Genomic DNA, 18,646 nt, shown 5'->3' with positions numbered 1-18,646 from the left:
CAGGATTTGGGCAATGCGCCACACCATACCCTATCGTGCATTCTGCGCGTAACAGTGCTGTGTACAATGCCAGAAAATCCCCGATAAGGAATCTTCATGACTGTTTCCAGCGCATCTTTTAATGAAGCGGGCATCCTCGCTTATAACGACGGCAATCATGCCGAGGCATTTAAGCAATTCGACGCCGCCGCGCGCACCGGCGATCCCGCGGGCCAGCATTTATTGGCCAGCCTGTATTACCAGGGCCATGGCGTGACGCAAGACTTGCCGAAAGCGGTGGAATTGTTCACGGCGGCAGCGCAAGCGGGCTTTCCGCCGTCGCTGGCCAACCTAGCCCTGATGTATGCGAGCGGTGATGGCGTGGCGCAAGACATGGCGCAATCGCTGGCGTACGGGCGCCAGGCGGCCGAGGCGGGCGATGGCCAGTCGCAATTCAATCTGGCGCAGGCCTACCGCAAGGGTATTGATGTACCGCAAGACTATGCCGAGGCGGCGTTCTGGTACAAGCAGGCGGCCGAAGCCGGTTCCCTTTCCGCGCAGAATGAATATGGCTTGCTGTACGCGCAAGGGCAGGGCGTGGATCTCGATTACGTGCAGGCCTATGCGTGGATCGCCATGCCGGCCGAGGCGGGCAGCGCGCAATCGGTCAAGAACCGCGACCAGCTGCTGGAAATCCTCACGCCCTCACAGCAGCAGGCGGCGCGCGCGCTGGCTGCTGAGTATGCAGCGCAGTACGGGGTCAATCCCCACTAGATTTCCCAGGCAGCTTGCCGAGCACGCCGGCCGCATCGAGTTCATAGCTGTCGAAATCGCGCGCGAGGAACAGTTCACCCGAGTAATGCCGCCGCGCTTCCGCTTCCAGCTCGGCCATGCCGTCCGCATTGTGGTAGCGGGCGCTGAAGTGGGTGAGGATCAGGTTCGGCAAGCGCACGGCTTCGGCGAACTGCGCCACGCGCTGCACGGAACTGTGCGTGGGGCCGGGCCCCACCTTTTGCAGCATGGCTTCCGTGTAGGTGGCTTCATGCACGAGCAGTTGCGCGTCCGTGCAGGCATCCGTCAGCAGCGCCGGCGTGTCGTTGTCGCCGCCGATGACCACGGTGGCGTGCTGCGTTTCCGTCTGGCGGAAAGCGGCGGCGCGCAAGACCGTGCCATCGCCGAGCGGCGCATCCTGGCCCGCCTGCAACAGTCCCCAGGCGGGGCCGGGCGGCACGCCCGCTGCCTGCAGGGCCGCCTTGTCCAGTTTCCACCGGCTCGTTTCCAGCGCAAATCGGTAGCCGACGCTCGGTGCGCGGTGCGACAGCGCGTGGCGCGAAATGGTCAGGCCCGCTTCTTCATGGACGACTGGCGCGCTGTCCACGTCGATGTGGATCAACGGGTACGTCAAAAACAGTTCCGTGTGCAGCAGGGTCGCGTCGATCCACGCCTTGATGGCGGCCGGGGCGATCAGCAGCAAGGGCTTCTTGCGTCCCGTCATGGAGGCGCTGGCCAGCAGGCCCGGCAGCCCATAGCTGTGGTCGCCATGCACGTGGGTGATGCAGATGCCCACCAGGTCGTGCACGGACAAGGACAGGCGCTGCAGCCGGTGCTGCGTGGCTTCGCCGCAATCGATCATCCACCAGTCGCGGTTGTGCGTGGTGTGTAGGGCCAGCGACGTGACGTTGCGGTGGCGCGTGGGCACGCCGGAAGACGTGCCGAGAAAAGTCAGTTTGAACATGCCCGCATTATGCGGCAAGCCTTGCCCGCTTGCCAACGCCGCTGGCCTCAGCTTGCCAGTGAAGCGCTCAATTTGTCCTTGTAGACGCGCCCGTTCTTCATGATCAGCAGCAATTTTTCTTCAGGCTGGGCGAGGAAATCGAGGTTCTTCGTGGGATCGCCATCGGCCACCAGCAAGTCGGCCAGGGTGCCTGCCGCCAGCCGGCCCAAGGCGCCCGGGTACGGCGCGCGCTGGCCGGACAGGGCCAGCAGTTCGCCATTTTGCCCCGTCGCCTGCGCCAGCAGGGTCAACGGATCGTAAAAGCGCGTGAGCTTGGCCAGCTGGCGGCCTTGCGTGGGGGTGTTTTTCGCGTTGAACAGAATATCCGTGCCCCAGCCCGTCCTGATGCCGTACTTTTGCGCCAGCGCATACGCCTTCACCGTGCCTTCCGATACGATGGCCTGGCTGGCCTTGCGCGCCGCATCGGGATACACATTCGCATCCGCATCCTGCAGGAACGGTTGCAGGCTCCACCATGTGCCTGCGTCGCGCATCATGCGCGCGGATTCGTCATCGGCCAGCTGGCCGTGCTCGATGCTGCGCACGCCCGCGCGGATGGCCCGCTGTATGCCTTTCGGCGTGTAGACGTGGGCCATCACATAGGTGCCCCAGTCGGTGGCCGCTTCCACGCCGGCGCGCAGTTCGCGTTCCGAATACTGGGTGCTGTCGAGCGGGTCGTACATCGACGCCACGCCGCCGCCGGCCATCATCTTGATCTGCGTCGCGCCCAGCATCAGCTGCTCGCGCACGCGGCGCAGCACTTCCGCTTCGCCATCGGCGATCATGGCCATGCCCGCCGTTTCCGCCATGCCCAGCGGCGCGTTGGCCGCGCGCGGGATATCCGAGCGCATGCGGAAGTCGCCATGGCCCGAGGTCTGCGAAATCATGGCGCCGGACGGGAAGATGCGCGGGCCGTCGACGATGCCTTCATCGATGGCGCGTTTCAATGCAAACGCGGGGCCGCCAGGATCGCGCACGGACGTGAATCCCCGCAGCAGGGTGCGCCGCGCTTCCTGCGCCGCCACCAGATATAAATAGCCGACATCGGACGTCATGGCCGTCACCTGGCTGATGGCGGCCAGCATGGTGTGCCAGTGGGCGTCGATCAGGCCCGGCATGACCAGCTTGCCCTGGCAATCGATCACTTGCGCGCCTTCGACTTTCTCGCCGGCCGGCAGCAGGGCGGTAATCGTCGCCCCCGTCACCAGCACGTGGATGCCGGAACGGGGTGCCTTGCCCGTGCCGTCGAACAGGCGCAGATTGGTCAGCAATATGGGGCGCTCGGATGCTTGCGGTTGCTGGGCGATGGCGTTGCCGCTGGACAGGCCGAGGCCGATGAACGGCGCCAGCATGGCGGCCGTGCCGCCGAGAAATTGCCGGCGCCGCATGTCCGCCATCACCCGCTGGTGCAGGATGGTGAAGACCGTGCCGCCGCAGTCGCAGGCGCGCGGCTTCAAGCCGCCCGTTTGCCACGTATCCGCCAGATGCTGCTCTTGTGCCAGGGCCATCGCGCCATCCTTTCATCGCTGCCGCGCCGGGAGCGTGGCAGCAGGCAAAGTTAATGATTAGAAACTATTGCCATTGAAAGCCGCCAGCGGGGGCAAGTCAAGCGTGCACTTGCTTTACGGCAAAGAATGTAGCATCGGCTGTTCAAGGTGCATGCTGGCCGCTATTTTCCCCTTCGCCCGCCGTGTAATCGACAAAGCCGTCGCGGCGGCAAAAGCTGGCCAGCTGCATGCCGGCCTGGCGCGCGATGCGGATGGCCAGCGAGGTGGGCGCCGAGATGGTGGCGACGAGCCCGATGTGCATGCGCGCCGACTTGCGCACCAGTTCATAGCTGGCGCGGCTGGACAGGAAGACGAAGCCGTCGTGCATGGCGATGCGGTGCAGCGCCAGGTAGCCGATCAGTTTATCGAGGCCGTTATGCCGGCCCACGTCCTCGAACACTTTTACCACCGCGCCCTCGGCCGTGCACCAGGCGGCCGCATGCACGCCGCCCGTCTTGTGCATCAGTTCCTGGTAGGGCAGCAGTTCGCGCGCGGCCCGGCCGAGGATGGCGCTGCTGGCGACCAGCGGCGGCAGGGGCCGCGTAATCTTTTCCGGCACCAGGTCCAGCAGGGCCAGGCTTTCGATGCCGCACACGCCGCAGCCCGTGCGCCCCGTCAGCGCGCGGCGGCGGGCCTTGAGCTTGATCAAATCGGGCTGGGCGATGGTCAGCCGCACTTCCGCGCTGTCCGCGCCGCAGCACACGTCGAGGTCGTAGATATCGCGCACGCTGCCGACGATGCCCTCCGTCAAGGTAAAGCCGACGGCGAATTCCTCGAGGTCGCGCGGCGTGGCCATCATCACGGCGTGCGCGATGCCGTTGTAGACGAGGGCCACCGGATACTCCTCGGCCACCATGTCGCGGGCCGCCGTGGCCACGCCCCCCTGGTGGCGCACCATGGGGACGTCCAGGAAACCGTCGCGTTCGATGGTGGTGATGCCGATGTCGCATTCCATGATTTTTCCTCCAGTTAATCGATCTGATAGCGGGGGCAGGGCCGTATCGAAGGCGGCAGCGGGTCGCCGTTCAATTCCAGCAGCGAGCGTTCCGTTTCCCGCGTCATGGCGTTCAGGGCCAGGCAATTGGGCGCCAGGCCGAACGGTTCGGCGATCTGCTGCGCGATGGCTTCCAGCGCGAACAGGGTGTAGGCGACGAAGACGGAAATGAGGGGCGTGGCCACGCCGATGGCGTCCACCAGGCCCAGCGGCAGTAAAAAACAGTACATGTAGACGGTGCGGTGCACCAGCACGCCATACGGATACGGAATCGGCGTGTTCTTGATGCGCTCGCAGCCGGCCACGGTGGCGGCCAGGTCGTTGAGCTGGGTGTCTAGCATCCACAGCAGCTGCGTCTGGCCCGGCTGGCGCTGCACGGCCTCGTACAGCATGGCGCGCACCGTGTGCAGCACGGCGACGGGCTTGAAGTTGACTCCCTGCAATTGCTGCACTTCGCCGGCCGGCAGGTAGCGCGCCAGGTCTTCTTGCGGATCCGTCTGGCGCAGCTGGTGCTTGAGCGCGTAGACGAAGGCGATCAGGCGGCGCAGCAGCAACTGGTGGTCCAGGCCGCTCGTTTCCTGCGGCAAATACGTGAGCGCCTGCGAAGCGAGGGCCCGCGCGGCGATCAGCAATTGCCCCCAGATATGCCGCGCCTCGACGAAGCGCGCATAGCTGGCGTTGTTGCGAAAGCCGAGAAAGATCGCCAGGCTGATGCCGACCATGGGAAACGGCGCCGTATCGAGCGGAATCTTGACGCCGAAGATGCGGCCGTCCGTCAGCAAGGCCAGCGAACTGACGACCAGCATCAGCAGCAATTGCGGGATGATGGCTTGCAGCACCGAGCCGTCCCAGACGAACAGCATGCGGAACCAGTTGGTGGTAGGCCGAATGATCATGATCTGATGCCGATCAATGCTTGCGGGGCACAACTTTGCCCTCGAAGACGTAGTATTGGAACAGGTTGTAGCCGATCATGATCGGCAGCATGGAACCCATGCCGATCAGCATGAAGATCAGGGTCGGCTCGTCCGATGCGGCTGCCGCAATGCTCAGCTTGCCCGGCACCAGATCGGGGAAGAAGCTGATGGCCAGGCCCGCGAACGACGCCAAAAATAGCACGATGGCGCCGCGGAACGGGCCGCGCACGCCGTTCACATGCACGGCCCACAGGATGTAGATGAAGGCGCTGGCGGCGATGGCGGCCAGGGCCAGCAGCACGCCGAACACGCCCGGCTGCGCCCAGCGGTCGTGGCCGATGGCGCTGAAGACCATGGTGCCCGCCGACAGAACGATGGCGGCCGCGACCGTCGCCAGCACGCTGGTGGTGGCGTAGCGGCGCGCGGCCGCTTCCAGCTGGCCGCCCGTCTTCTTGATCAGATAAGTGCTGCCCAGCAGGCAGTACCCGGCCACCACGCCCAGCGCCGTGCACGCCGTGAAGATGCCGCTCAGCCAGCCCGGCTGCAAGCCCGTGATGACCTCGCCCAGCACCACGCCCTGCGCCACGGCGGCCAGCAGGCTGCCCACGCCGAAGACCAGGTCCCACAGGCGCTTGTTGCCGGCCGCATGGCGGAACTCGATCGAGGCGCCGCGCATGATCAGGCTGGCGATCAGCAGCATGATGGGAATGTACAATTGTTCCAGCAGGGTGGCGTAGGCGCTGGGAAACGCGCCGAACAGGGCGCCGCCCACCACCACCAGCCAGGTTTCATTGGCGTCCCACACGTGGGCGATCGACTGAAAGATCAGATTGCGTTCCTGCTCGCGACCGGTGAACAGGCTGAGGATGCCCACGCCCAGGTCGAAGCCGTCCGTGACCACGTAGAACACCAGCATCAGGCCGATCAGGCCGAACCAGGCATTGCCCAGCATGGCATGCGAATTGATATCCATTACAAACTCCTTGATTGATGGGGGCGCATTTCAATACCCGGCGGCATGGGCGGCGTCCGGCAGCGGCAACGCCACGTCCGGGCCTTGCTGCAGCCATTTCTTGGCAAACACAAAGAAAGTGACGAACAACACGATGTAAAACACGAAGAACATCAGCATGCTGCCGGCCACGGCGTGAGCGGCCACGTCGGAAACGGCGTCGCGCGTGCGCAGCAAGCCGTACACGACCCACGGCTGGCGTCCCACTTCGCGCACGATCCAGCCGCACTCGACGGCGATGTACGGCAGCGGTATCGTCAGCACCCAGGCCAGCAGCAGCTTGCGGTTGCGCACGAACTCCTGCACCCGCCCGCCCACCTTGCGCCAGGCGACGAAGGTCCAGAACGCCAGCAGCACGAACCACATGCCGATGCCGGCCATGGCGCGGAACGCGTAGTACAGCAGCGGCAGCATGGGCGGCTGGTCTGCGCGGGCGATGTCGGCCAGGCCCGTGATCTTGCCCGTGGCGCTATGCGTGGCGATCACGCTGAGCATGCCGGGCACTTCCAGCGACCAGTCGTTCTTCTGTTCCGCCTGGTTGGGCCAGGCCAGCAGGGACCAGGCCGCCCCTTCGCCATCGGGATTCGTGTGCCAGTGGCCTTCGATGGCCGCGCCCTTGGCGGGCTGGGTCTTGAAGACGTCGACGCCGCTGGAGTCGCCGAGCCACACTTGCAACGGTGCAATGACCAGCAGCAGCATCAGCGCCAGCTTGAACGAGCGCGCGAAGAAGGCCGGTTCGCGGCGCTTGAACATATACCAGGCGGAAATGCCGGCGATGACGATCAAGCCCGTTTCCACGGCGGCCACCCACATGTGGCCCACGGCCCAGGCCATGTCGGGATTGAAGATCGCGGCCACGTAATCGGTGACGATGATCTTGCCGTCCACCACGCGCACGCCGGCCGGCGTTTGCATCCAGGAATTGGCGACCATGATCCAGAACGAGGAAATGCTGGAACCGAGCGCCACCATGCCGGTGGCAAACAGGTGCACGCCCTTCGGTACGCGGCCCCAGCCGAACATCATGACGCCGATGAAGCCCGCTTCCAGCATGAAGGCCATGGCGCCCTCGAAACCGAGGATGTTGCCGATGAACTGGCCGGAATGGTGCGAGAACGGCGCCCAGTTGGTGCCGAACTGGAATTCCAGGGGAATCCCGCTGACGACGCCGACGGCGAAGTTGAGCACCAGCAACTTGCTCCAGAAGCGCGCGTGGCGGTAGTAGACGGGGTCGCTGGTGCGCAGCCACAGCGCCTCGACGACGAACAGGAACAGCGACAGGCTGATCGTCAATATGGGCCACAGAATGTGGAAGATGGCCGTCATCGCAAATTGCGCGCGCGACAGGTCCAGGGTATCGAAACCGAACATGGCGTTCTCCTGATCAACTGAGGGCAGCCGAAGGCGCCAGCAGCACGGGGATGGATTTGAAGGTCGGCGTGCGCGAACCGTGGCCCACGCTGTCGAGCGGCACCAGCGGATTGGTTTCCGGGTAGTAGGCGCCGATGCAGCCGCGCGGAATGTCGTACTCGACCAGCAGGAAGCGGTCGGCGCGGCGTTCGATGCCGTCATGCCACACGCCGATCAGGTCGACCCAGTCGCCGGCCGCAAAGCCCAGCATGGACAGGTCGTCCTTGTTGATGAAGACGACGCGGCGCTGGCCGAACACGCCACGGTAGCGGTCGTCCATGGCGTAGATCGTCGTGTTGTACTGGTCGTGCGAACGCGTCGTCATCAGCACCATCAGGCGTTCGCCATATTGCTGGCGCGCACGGTGGATCGGCGTGTCGAGTTCCACGGCGTTGACGAGGAATTGCGCCTTGCCGCTGTCCGTCTTCCACACTCTTTCGCGCGAGGCAATTTCCAGGTGGAAACCGCCCGGTTTGGCCACGCGCAAGTTGTAGTCGAAAAAGTCGTCGAACACTTGCTCGATGGAATCGCGCAGCAGCGCATAGTTGCCGGAATAGCGCAGCCAGTCGATCTTCTCGCTGCCCACGGTCGCCTGCGCCATGCCGGCCACGATGGCGATTTCCGAACGCAGATTGGGTGAGGCGGGCTGGTTCATGCCGAACGAGATGTGCACCATGCTCATCGAGTCTTCCACCGTCACGCCTTGCGCCACGCCTTGCTGCACGTCAATTTCCGTGCGGCCCAGGGTGGGCAGGATCAGCGCATCCTTGCCGTGCACGAGATGGCTGCGGTTGAGCTTGGTGGCGATGTGGACCGTCAGGTCGCACGACCGCAGCGCGTCCCAGGTGCGCGGCGTGTCCGGCGTGGCCATCGAGAAATTGCCGCCGAGGGCGACGAATACTTTCACTTTTTTCTCCAGCATGGCTTCGATGGTGCCCACGGCGTCATAGCCGTGGTGGCGCGGCGGTTCAAAACCGAAGACCAGGCCCAGGCGGTCGAGGAATTCCTTGGTCGGCTGTTCCTCGATGCCCATGGTACGGTCGCCCTGCACGTTCGAATGGCCGCGCACCGGGCACAGTCCCGCGCCGCGCTTGCCGATATTGCCGCGCATCATCATCAAGTTCGACAGGATCTGCACGGTGGCCAGCGAATTCTTGTGCTGCGTCACGCCCATGCCCCAGGTCGAAATGACGGCCTTGCCCTTGACATAGATCTGCGTCAATTCTTCGATCTTGTCGCGCGCCACGCCCGATTCGGCCAGCAGCAAGTCCCAGCTTTCCGCGCGCAGGTCGGCCGCGAAGGCCTCGAATCCGCTCGTGTGTTCGGCGATGAAGGCGCAGTCGAGCACGCGCTCCTGGCCATGGGCGATGGCGTCATCATCGAGCTCGACGACGCGCTTGGCCATGGCCTTGATCAGCGCGAAGTCGCCGCCCAATGTCGGGCAGATGAACAGCGAGCAGATGTTCGTGCTGCCGCCCGTCAGCATTTCCAGCGGATGCTGGGGGCTGGTGAAGCGCTCCAGGCCCCGCTCGTGCAGCGGGTTGATGGAGACGATGGTGGCGCCGCGGCGCGACGCTTCGCGCAATTCGCCCAGCATGCGCGGGTGGTTGGTGGCCGGGTTCTGGCCGAACAGCAGCAGGGTGTCCGCATGTTCGAAGTCATCGAGTAGCACCGTGCCCTTGCCGATGCCCACCGTTTCCGGCAAGCCACGGCTCGTCGCTTCGTGGCACAGGTTAGAACAGTCGGGGAAGTTGTTGGTGCCGTAGGCGCGCACGAACAGCTGGTACAAAAAGGCCGCTTCGTTGCTGGCGCGGCCGGATGTGTAGAAGGCGGCCTGGTTCGGGTCGTCCAGCGCGTGCAAATGGTGCGCCACGAGGGCGAAGGCATCGTCCCAGGCTATCGCCTGGTATTTGTCGCTGGCCGCGTCGTACACCATGGGGTCCGTCAAACGGCCATGTTGTTCCAGATCATAGTCCGACTGCTCCATCAATGCGGTGACCGTGTGCTCCTCGAAAAACTCGGGGCGCACGCGCTTGCTCGTCGATTCGGCGGCCACGGCCTTGACGCCGTTTTCGCAGAATTCGAAGGTCGACGCGTGTTCGCGGTCGGGCCAGGCGCAGCCGGGACAGTCGAAGCCGTCGGGCTGGTTTTGCTCGAACAGCGAGCGGTAATTGCCCGCGCTGACTTTTTCCTTGAACAGATTGATGGCCACGTACTTGAGGGCACCCCAACCGGCCGCGGCATGGGTGTAGGGCGCGATGCGCGCGTCGGACTTTGGCTTGCTCATGATGACTCTCCTGGTGATATGCGATGGGACAATCACATGGTAGGGGCGGCAGGCGGGAGCGTAGGCGCACAGTTCCGGACAAAAAAACAGAGTACAGATGGCAAGATGACGATGCCGGTCGCGCCGGCGCCGGCCGTGATTTATGATGTGGACAAGGAGAAAAACATGCACAAGGAAGAAGGAATCGACGCGGCCCTGATAGCGCTGCTGGCGCTGCTGTGGCAAGCGCGGCAGGAAGCGCCCGATAAACCGTGGTCGCTGGCCAAGCTGGCCAAGCGGGCAGGAGTACAGATGAGCACTTTGTTGCGCCAGCTCAATGCGCTGTCCAGCGCGGGCCTGGTGGTGGTCGCCACGGCAGAGAGCGGCGGCGGCAGCGCATCCTTGAGCGCGGCGGGCGCCGAGCTGTGCGCCAGCGTCTTTGCCGCACCGTCAGCGGATTAGATCGCGTCTGTACTCTATCGGCTGGCGCCGGACTGTACCTCCTGGCATGCCCCCTTTCGTCCTATGCTGGACACTGACGAATGCACATCAAGGGGGAAGCACAATGAACACCATCCTGTATCCGCAGCCGGCGCTCCGGCAGCCAGACTATATCGAGCCGTGCGTGGACATGCTGGGCCGCCCCCTGACGGATTTGCGCATTTCCGTCATTGACCAGTGCAACTTCCGCTGCACCTATTGCATGCCGGCCGAGCTGTACCCCAGCGATTACCCGTTTCTTCCCTCCAGCGAGCGCCTGTCTTTCGCGCAGATCGAAACGATGGCGCGCGCCTTCGTGCGCCTGGGCGTGGATAAGATCCGCATCACGGGCGGCGAGCCGCTGCTGCGCAAGAACCTGGAACAGCTGATCGAGCGCCTGGCGCGGCTCGCCACGCCGGACGGGCGCGCCGTGAGCATCGCGCTGACGACGAATGGCAGCTTGCTGGCGGCCAAAGCGCGCTCGCTGAAGGAGGCGGGCCTGGACCGGGTCACCGTCAGCCTCGACAGCCTGGATAACGGCATCTTCCAGCGCATGAATGGCGTCGATTTTCCCGTCGAGAAAGTGCTGCACGGCATTGAGGTAGCGCAAGCCGTCGGCTTGCATCCCGTGAAGGTCAACATGGTCGTGCAGAAAGGCGTCAACGACAGCCAGATCGTGCCGCTGGCGCGCCATTTCCGCCACACGGGCGTGGTGCTGCGCCTGATCGAATTCATGGACGTGGGCGGCATCGGCGCCTGGTCGCGCACGCACGTCGTCACGTCGGACGCGGCGCGCGCGCTGATCGCGGCGGAATTTCCCCTTGTATCGCTGGGCGAAGGCAAGCCGATCTCGCACGAGACGGCCAGCCGCTACAGTTATCTCGATGGCGGCGGCGAAGTGGGCTTCATTTCCAGCGTGTCGCAGCCGTTCTGCGGCGACTGCAGCCGCGTGCGCGTCTCGTCCGATGGCAAGCTGTTTACTTGCTTGTTCGCCCATGACGGCCTCGATCTGCGTCCCCAGCTTGATCCTGCGCAAGGCCCGCAAGGGCTGGAAACCGTGCTGCGCCGGCACTGGCAGCGCCGTGGCGACCGCTACTCGGAAGTGCGCGGCGCACTGGCCCAGGTGGGCGGGCGCAAGCAATATCCCACCGTGCGCATGTCGCTGGTGGGCGGGTGAGTGGTTTACAGGAACTCGGTGATCAGTTTGCCCAGCAGAATAATGGCTTGCTCGACGCCCACGCTCCACGGATAGCTGTAGTTGAGCCGGATGCAGTGCTTGTAAGCCTGGCTGACGGAAAACATGCGCCCCGGACCCACCGTGATCTTGCACTCCAGCGCGCGCCGGTACAGTTGCATCGAGTCCACGTTGCCCGGCAACTCCACCCACAGCACATAGCCGCCCTGCGGTTGCGAGACTTTGGTGCCGGCGGGAAAGAAGCGCAGCACGGCGGCGGCCATGATGCGCGCCTGCTGGGCGTAGGCCTTGCGGGTGCGGCGCAGATGCTGTTCGTAGCCGTCGTTCTGCAGGTATTCGGCGATGGCCAGTTGCGGGAACGACGAGGTGGTGAGCGTGTTGAGGAATTTGAGTTCCTCCACCTTGCCCCGGTAGCGTCCGGCCAGGGCCCAGCCCACGCGCTGCGCGGCGCTGAGGCTCTTGGAAAACGAGGAGCAGTGCAGCACCAGGCCCTTGCGGTCGTAGGACTTGAGCGAGGACGGGTGGGCGTCGCCGTAATACAGTTCGTTGTAGACGCCGTTTTCGATGGCGGGCACGTCGTGCTGCTCCAGCAGCTGGACCAGGGCCCGCTTGCGCTGGTCCGACATCTGGAAGCCCAGCGGATTCTGGAAGTTCGGCATCACCATGACGGCGGCGATCGGCTGCCGGGCCATGATGTCGGCCAGCGCTTCAATGCTGATGCCGTCATACGGATCGGTGGACACTTCCACCACCTTCATGCCCAGCCGCTCGACGGCCAGCAGCATCGCATAGAAGGTGGGCGATTCGACGGCGATGGTGTCGCCCGGCCTGGCCACGGCTTGCAGGCACAGGTTGATGGCTTCCGTGGCGCCCACGGTGACGATGATTTCGTCGGGATCGACGGCCAGGCCGTTTTCCAGGTAGCGGCGGGCGATTTCGCGTATCAGTTGCGGGTTGCCCGGCGGCAGGTCGTCCGTCACGCTCCAGTCGCGGTTGCGGCGCGCCACGGCGCTTGCGTACTGGTTGATGCGTTCCCACGGAAACAGCGCGGGATCGGGGTAGGGCGAGCCCAGCGGAATGGCGTCGTGCAAGCCGATCGAGCGCAGGGTCGACAGCACCAGGCGGCTGACATGCACTTCGGCCGGCACGGTGCTCGGCTGGGATGCCTGCATGCACAGGTCGGCCGGCTGCGCATCGCCGGTGCGGGGCCGCACGAAGTAGCCGGACTGGGGCCGGCTTTCGATCACGCCCATGCCTTCCAGCTTGACATAGGCGCGCAGCACCGTGGTGATGCTCAGCTTGTGCTGCTGGCTGGTCTGGCGCACGGAGGGAATGCGTTCGCCGGGCAAGAGCACGCCCTGGGCGACCAGTTGCTCGATGTCGCCGACGAGCTTTTCATACAATTTCATGCAATGGTATCCATTCTTGATTCTTGCTCTACGTCATTGCATTATCGTCCAATTCATGACGACCTATAGTTACAATTATCGCATGTTGCCTAAATGAAACTGCCATCCGGCACTTCTGGTTTAAGATTCACCTGGAAAACGAAAAAGGAACATCTGTCATGGCAATTCCACAAAGCATGCTGTCCGTCGTCGCGCGCGACGAAGTGCATTTGCAGTTCAATGTGAAGGCCGGCGTTGAACCGGAGCAGCTGTTCAGGGTGCTGGGCAAACTGTGGGAATCCGAAGTCACGGGCATCCTCGATCCCACGCTGAACCGCCACCATCAGTTGACCGGCGGCACGGCCAATGTGGTGCTGGGATTCCGGCCCGAGCTGTGGCGCGCCGCCTGTCCCGGCTGCGTGCCGGACAACATGGCATCGTTCGCGCACGACCTGGTGGGCGCCAACGGCAAGACGGCGCCCGCCACCCAGCACGATTTCTGGGTCTGGATCACGCAGTCGAACGCGGCCACCCTGTACGACAGCATGCGCACGACGCTCACCTTGCTGGGGCCTTATGCCGAACTGGCCAGCGAACAGGTGTGTTTTCCGTATCATAACAATGTGACTTTCGACGGCTTTGCCGACGGCGTCGCCAACCCGAATCTGTTCCGCGCCAATGGCGTGGCCATCATTCCGGACGGCGAGGCGGGTGCGGGCGGCTCCACCGTGCTGCTGCAGAAATGGCGCATGGACGTGGAGCGCCTGCGCGCCTTGCCCGTGCACGCGGCGGAGCAGGTGTGGGGCCGCACCAAGGCCGGCAGCCATGAATTGTCGCCGCTGCCCGTCGATTCCCACGTGGGCCGCAACCAGTTTATCCGCGATGGCGAGGAAGTCGATATCGTGCGCCGCAATGCCAATTACGCCAATGCTGCCGAGGCGGGCGTCATGTTTGTCGGTTTCTGCAAGGACATCACGGTGACCATGGGCATGCTGCGGCAAATGTACGGCGTAGGCTATGATGGCGTCACTCAGACGGACAGGCTGCTGGATTTTTCCACGGCGCTGTCGTCGGCGATCTATTTCGTGCCCAGCATCGACGCCTTGCTGGCCGTGGGTATTTCGCCGGCGGATCCCGGCTAAGGGCCGCCCCGGCGGTCCCTATTTTTACTTAACTAGGAGTTTTCCATGCGTATTCGTCCCGCCACACTGTTGTCCACCTTGATACTGGGCAGCGTCGTCTTCAGCGCTTCCGCTTCCGCCGTCGGCCTGGGTTTCCTGGCAGATACGCCGATGGCTTACCTGAACAAGAACGACAAGCCCGTCTTCGTGAAAGCCGTCACGGATGTGCTCAATGACAAGAAAGATGGCGAAACCGTGCAATGGAGCAATGAAGGCTTGCGCAATTCCGTGCGCATCGCCGCCGACATCACGGCCAGCGACACGCAAAAGACGGACGCGCAAACCTGCCGCAAGGTGCAGGTGGGCTTGAACGCCAAGGGCCAGGAACAGACCCTGAAGCTGAAAGTGTGCAAGGCCGGCACGGCCGCGTGGAAAGTGGCGAAGAGCTGACAGTCCGTGCTTTCCCTTGCCGGTCCTGCGCCGGCAAGGTGACGACTTTCTCATAGCTAAGTCTGGCAGCGGTTAGAATCACGCTTTACCCTCACTTTTGTCACCTGCATGCAGCAAAGTCGCCTCCTGTTCTTCCGCCTGGCCGGCCAGTTTCGCCGCTATGGCGCCATCGTTGCCGCCACCTTGCTGGCCGTGGGCGTGGCGTCCGCCACCGATGTATTATTGATTCGGCAATTGCAAAACGTCGTCGACGCCATGCGCGCGACGGCCAGCACGCAGGCCGCGCCCGCGTCCGGCGTGATGGGCATGCTGCAGGGCTGGGTGGACCGTTTCTTGCCGGCACAGGCAGGGCAGGTGGACTTGTGGGTGATTCCCGCCACCATCCTGGGCCTGGCCGTGCTGCGCATGGTGTCCAGTTTTGCCGGCGATTACGGTTCCGTATGGCTATCGAGCCGCGTGCAGGCCGATCTGCGCGAAAAGATGTTCGCCACCATCATGCGCCTGCCCAGCCGCTTTTTCGACACCACCACCACCAGCCTGACGCAGTCGCGCGTGGCCTTCGACGCCAGCCAGGTGTCGCAGGCGGGCTTGAACGTGCTCAACGTGATGGTGCGCGATTCCGTCGCCACCATCGGCTACCTGGTCCTGCTGTTCAGCATCGACGTGAAACTGGCCCTGTTCTGCATGGCCTCGATGCCCATCGTCGCCATCGTCGTGACCCTGGCGGGCCGCCGCATGCGCCACCTGAGCAAGAGTTCGCAGCAAGCCGTGGGCGAGCTGACGTCCGTGCTCGACGAAAGCATCGCCGGCCAGCGCGTCGTGAAAATCTTTGGCGGCCAGGATTATGAACAGGCGCGCTTCGTCGACGTCGTCAAGCGCAACCGCCAGCTGGCCGTCAAGCATGCGGCCACGTCCGCCATGAATTCCGGCTTCATCATGATGCTCGTCGGCATCACCCTGTCATCCGTGATCTATTTCGCCATGCTGCGCGCGCAAAGCGGCGCCATCACGCCGGGCGCCTTCGTTGCTTTCATGGGCGCGCTGATGGCGATGCAGTCGCCGATCAAGAACTTGACCAAGATCAATGAGCCGCTGCAGCGGGGCCTGGCGGCGGCCGAATCCGTCTTCGGCTTGATCGACACGCCGCTGGAACCGGACCCGGGCACTATCGCCCCGGCCGCCGTGCAAGGCAATCTGTCCCTGCAGAACGTGCACTTCCGCTACAACAGCGACGATCCCGATGCGCCCACGGCCTTGAGCGATATCACGCTCGACATCCGCGCCGGCGAAACGGTGGCCCTGGTGGGCGGCTCCGGCGGTGGCAAGACGACCTTGCTGGGCTTGCTGCCGCGCTTCTATGACGTCAGCGGCGGCCGGATTTTGCTCGACGGCGTCGACGTGCGCGACTACGCCTTGCTGGCCCTGCGGCGCCAGTTTGCCCTCGTCAGCCAGGACGTGATCCTGTTCAACGACACGATGGCGGCGAATATCGCGTATGGCGACCCGGCCCCGGACCAGGACAGGATCGAAGCGTCGGCGCGCGCCGCCTACGCGCACGACTTCATCATGCAGTTGCCGCAAGGCTACGAGACCCAGGCGGGGCAGAACGGCTCGCGCCTGTCGGGCGGGCAACGCCAGCGCCTGGCCATCGCCCGCGCGCTGTACAAGGATGCGCCGATCCTGCTGCTCGACGAAGCGACCAGCGCGCTGGACACGGAATCGGAGCGCTCCGTGCAAGCGGCGCTGGAAGTGCTGATGCGCAACCGCACCACCATCGTCATCGCCCACAGGCTGTCCACCATCGAAAGCGCCGACCGCATCGTCGTCATGCAGGGCGGCCGCCTGGTCGAGTCGGGCAGCCATGCCGCCTTGCTGCAGCAGGGCGGCGCGTATGCACGGCTGCATGCGAGCCAGTTATCTCCCGTCAAGGATGGCATGGGCTGATGTGTGGCGCGCCAGCGCATCCGCCGGGCCGGAGCCGGACCAGCAGGTCCGTCCCGGCCTTTTTTTATGGGGCGGCAATCGTGCCCATGGCGAACGGCGCTTGCCTTTATGATAGTGGCCGTAAAGCAACATGAACAATGGAGCAACATGAAGAATCAACAGACGATGCGCTGGCTGCTGGCCGCCGCGTTGGGCATGGGCGCAGCCCTGCCATTGGCGGCACAGGAAGATGCGCCGTTGCCGGCAACGGCTTCCGATCACGCGCAAGAAGAGGACAAGACCATGTATCTGGATGAAAATTTCATGCCAAGCAACCAACGCCGCGCCGTGTATGCGCTGCGCACGCCGCCGGAGCGCGACGAGGCGCTGGGCGCCTGGCATGTGCGGCTCGAATTTCCCGACACGCCGGGCGTGCTGGCCTTTGAAACCTATGCCACGGATCTGGACATGAGCCAGATCAAGTTCGTGCGTTTTCGCAAGTCCTACTACGAGAATGGCCAGCTGCTGCGCGAAACCTACTTCAATGCCCAGGGCGAGGAGCTGCTGGGCGGCTGCGTGTACTTCGAGAATGGCCAGGTCCAGCAGCGGGTCACGCCGCTGCCGAACGGACGCGACAGCATCTCGGAAACGTATCACAAGAACGGCCAGCTGATGAGCCGCACGCTGTACCACGGCGACGAGATGGCCGATGGCGAGCACGTGTCGTATGGCGCGAATGGCGCCGTCAGCAACCGCTCGTATCGGCGCAATGGCCAGATGGATGGCCTGGAGGAATCGTTTTATCCGGATGGCAAGCTGTTCCGAAGGGGACGGCACGTCGATGGCAAGCGCGAGGGCGAGTTTGTCATGCTTGCCGAGGATGGCAAGGTGCTGGCCAGGACCGTCTGGGTGCACGGCCAGCCCGACGGCTGGTCGTTTGAAAGCCATGGCAATGGCGTCGTGTCGAACAAGACGCTGTACCGGAAAGGCGCCGTGCTCAGCTTGCAAACGTGGGGGCCGAATGGCCGGCCCAATTTTGCGTGGCAGAAAGACGCGCAGGGGCGCGACCATGGCGACACGACGGACTGGCATGCCAACGGCGTGCGCGCCAGCGTGACGCCGTTTGTCGAAGGCCAGCGCCACGGCTTGCTGCAGACCTGGTACAGCGATGGCAGCCTGCGGCAGATCGTGCCGTATGAACACGGCAAGAAGCACGGCATCGAGCGCCAGTGGGACAAGACGGGCAAGCTGGTGCTGGAACAGACGTGGCAGGCTGGCCAGCCCGTGGCCGCGAAATAGGGGGGATCGCATGCGGTGTGGACAGAAAATGCGCCTGGCCCTGCTGGCGGCGCTCATGACGGTGTTGCCGCTGGCGGCGCAGGCGCAGGCGCCGGCTGGCGGCACATCGTTCTATGACAGCGGCCGGCTCCAGCAAAAGGTCACCTTGCTGCCGAACGGGCGCGACCGCATTGCCGAGACCTACCACGAGAATGGCCAGCTGATGAACCGCATCACTTACCACGGCCAGCAGATGGCCGATGGCGAGTATGTGTCGTATGGCCCGAATGGCAAGGTCAGCAGCCGCGCTTTCCTGAAGGACGGCAGGATGCATGGCTTGCAGCAATTGTTTTACGCCGACGGCAAGCTGTTCCAGCGCAGCCATTTCATCCATGACAGGCAGGATGGCGAGGCCGTCACCCTGGCCGAGGATGGCAAGGTGCTCGCCAGCATGATATGGCGCAATGGCGAGCCCGACGGCTGGTCGTTCGACAGCCATGACAATGGTCAACTGGCGCAGAGAGCGCTGTACCGCAGGGGCAAGTTGCTCCGCATGCAGAAGTGGGGCAGCAATGGCCTGCCGACCATTGCCTGGCAGCAGGATGCGCAAGGGCGCGAGCAGGGCGACGTGACGCAGTGGCATGACAGCGGCGTGCGCGCCCAGGTTACTCCCATGCGCGACGGCCAGCGCCACGGCTTGCTGCAAAGCTGGTACGGCGACGGCAGCCTGCGGCAACTCGTGCCCTACGAACACGGCAAGAAGCACGGCGTCGAGCGCGAGTGGGATCCGTCCGGCAAGCTGGTGCTGGAGCAGGCCTGGCGCCATGGGGAGCCTGTAACAAGCAGTTAGTGGAGGGCCGTCTTTGCAGGTATCATGCAGGGATTCCGGCCCGCCAGCAGGCGCGAAGCCGG

General features: G+C 64.2%; 16 protein-coding genes. 8 read left to right on the top strand and 8 right to left on the bottom strand.

The window, feature by feature from the left end; translation table 11 throughout:
• Positions 1–96: 96 nt before the first annotated feature.
• Complete coding sequence (locus tag AC07X6_RS13760; RefSeq protein ID WP_494791325.1) at positions 97–753, top strand: tetratricopeptide repeat protein; 657 nt, start codon at positions 97–99, stop codon at positions 751–753.
• Here AC07X6_RS13760 and AC07X6_RS13755 read toward each other — a convergent pair.
• The 7 genes from AC07X6_RS13755 to AC07X6_RS13725 all read right to left on the bottom strand — a co-directional run bounded on the left by AC07X6_RS13755 (position 740) and on the right by AC07X6_RS13725 (position 9,920).
• The gene (locus AC07X6_RS13755; RefSeq protein WP_494791324.1) at positions 740–1,714 is read right to left on the bottom strand and encodes a ribonuclease Z; all 975 of its coding nucleotides are present in this window, start codon (positions 1,712–1,714) and stop codon (positions 740–742) included. The two genes, AC07X6_RS13760 and AC07X6_RS13755, sit on opposite strands and share 14 nt — an antisense overlap.
• Before the next feature lie 47 nt (positions 1,715–1,761).
• Positions 1,762–3,261 carry a metal-dependent hydrolase family protein gene (locus AC07X6_RS13750; protein ID WP_494791323.1) on the bottom strand — a complete coding sequence of 500 codons (1,500 nt, stop codon included), beginning with the start codon at positions 3,259–3,261 and terminating at the stop codon, positions 1,762–1,764.
• Between the two features lie 142 nt (positions 3,262–3,403).
• The gene (gene fdhD, locus AC07X6_RS13745) at positions 3,404–4,255 is read right to left on the bottom strand and encodes a formate dehydrogenase accessory sulfurtransferase FdhD (RefSeq protein WP_494791322.1); all 852 of its coding nucleotides are present in this window, start codon (positions 4,253–4,255) and stop codon (positions 3,404–3,406) included.
• A gap of 14 nt (positions 4,256–4,269) precedes the next feature.
• Positions 4,270–5,190 carry a bestrophin family protein gene (locus tag AC07X6_RS13740; RefSeq protein ID WP_494791321.1) on the bottom strand — a complete coding sequence of 307 codons (921 nt, stop codon included), beginning with the start codon at positions 5,188–5,190 and terminating at the stop codon, positions 4,270–4,272.
• A gap of 13 nt (positions 5,191–5,203) precedes the next feature.
• Entirely contained in the window at positions 5,204–6,184 is a 981-nt protein-coding gene (locus AC07X6_RS13735) for a cytochrome d ubiquinol oxidase subunit II (protein ID WP_494791320.1), read from the bottom strand.
• 30 nt (positions 6,185–6,214) lie between these two features.
• Positions 6,215–7,594: a cytochrome ubiquinol oxidase subunit I gene (locus tag AC07X6_RS13730; protein ID WP_494791319.1), complete on the bottom strand. Its 1,380-nt coding sequence runs from the start codon at positions 7,592–7,594 to the stop codon at positions 6,215–6,217.
• Between the two features lie 13 nt (positions 7,595–7,607).
• Positions 7,608–9,920, bottom strand: coding sequence for an FdhF/YdeP family oxidoreductase (locus AC07X6_RS13725; RefSeq protein ID WP_494791318.1), 2,313 nt, complete (start codon positions 9,918–9,920; stop codon positions 7,608–7,610).
• A 105-nt stretch (positions 9,921–10,025) separates the two neighbouring features.
• Here AC07X6_RS13725 and AC07X6_RS13720 point away from each other — a divergent pair, with 105 nt between their 5' ends.
• Positions 10,026–10,361: a helix-turn-helix domain-containing protein gene (locus tag AC07X6_RS13720; protein WP_494791317.1), complete on the top strand. Its 336-nt coding sequence runs from the start codon at positions 10,026–10,028 to the stop codon at positions 10,359–10,361.
• Positions 10,362–10,464: 103 nt separating this feature from the next.
• The gene (gene moaA / locus AC07X6_RS13715; protein ID WP_494791316.1) at positions 10,465–11,556 is read left to right on the top strand and encodes a GTP 3',8-cyclase MoaA; all 1,092 of its coding nucleotides are present in this window, start codon (positions 10,465–10,467) and stop codon (positions 11,554–11,556) included.
• Between the two features lie 5 nt (positions 11,557–11,561).
• On the opposite strand, the gene AC07X6_RS13710 is transcribed toward moaA, so the two are convergent.
• Positions 11,562–12,983, bottom strand: coding sequence for an aminotransferase-like domain-containing protein (locus tag AC07X6_RS13710; RefSeq protein WP_494791315.1), 1,422 nt, complete (start codon positions 12,981–12,983; stop codon positions 11,562–11,564).
• Positions 12,984–13,141: 158 nt separating this feature from the next.
• On the opposite strand from AC07X6_RS13710, the gene AC07X6_RS13705 reads away from it, so the two are divergent.
• From AC07X6_RS13705 to AC07X6_RS13685, 5 genes are all read left to right on the top strand, one after another.
• Entirely contained in the window at positions 13,142–14,104 is a 963-nt protein-coding gene (locus AC07X6_RS13705; RefSeq protein WP_494791314.1) for a Dyp-type peroxidase, read from the top strand.
• Positions 14,105–14,149: 45 nt separating this feature from the next.
• Positions 14,150–14,533: a hypothetical protein gene (locus AC07X6_RS13700; protein WP_494791313.1), complete on the top strand. Its 384-nt coding sequence runs from the start codon at positions 14,150–14,152 to the stop codon at positions 14,531–14,533.
• Positions 14,534–14,641: 108 nt separating this feature from the next.
• A complete protein-coding gene (msbA, locus tag AC07X6_RS13695) occupies positions 14,642–16,477 on the top strand; it encodes a lipid A export permease/ATP-binding protein MsbA (protein ID WP_494791312.1) in 1,836 nt (611 codons plus the stop codon).
• 147 nt (positions 16,478–16,624) lie between these two features.
• Positions 16,625–17,755 (top strand): toxin-antitoxin system YwqK family antitoxin, encoded by a 1,131-nt coding sequence (locus tag AC07X6_RS13690; RefSeq protein ID WP_494791311.1) that lies wholly within the window; start codon positions 16,625–16,627, stop codon positions 17,753–17,755.
• Positions 17,756–17,783: 28 nt separating this feature from the next.
• Positions 17,784–18,584, top strand: coding sequence for a toxin-antitoxin system YwqK family antitoxin (locus tag AC07X6_RS13685; RefSeq protein WP_494791310.1), 801 nt, complete (start codon positions 17,784–17,786; stop codon positions 18,582–18,584).
• Positions 18,585–18,646: the final 62 nt, after the last annotated feature.

The organism is Janthinobacterium sp. GW460-12-1-14-LB5 (assembly GCF_059423585.1).
This window is presented reverse-complemented; position numbering and strand designations above follow the sequence as displayed.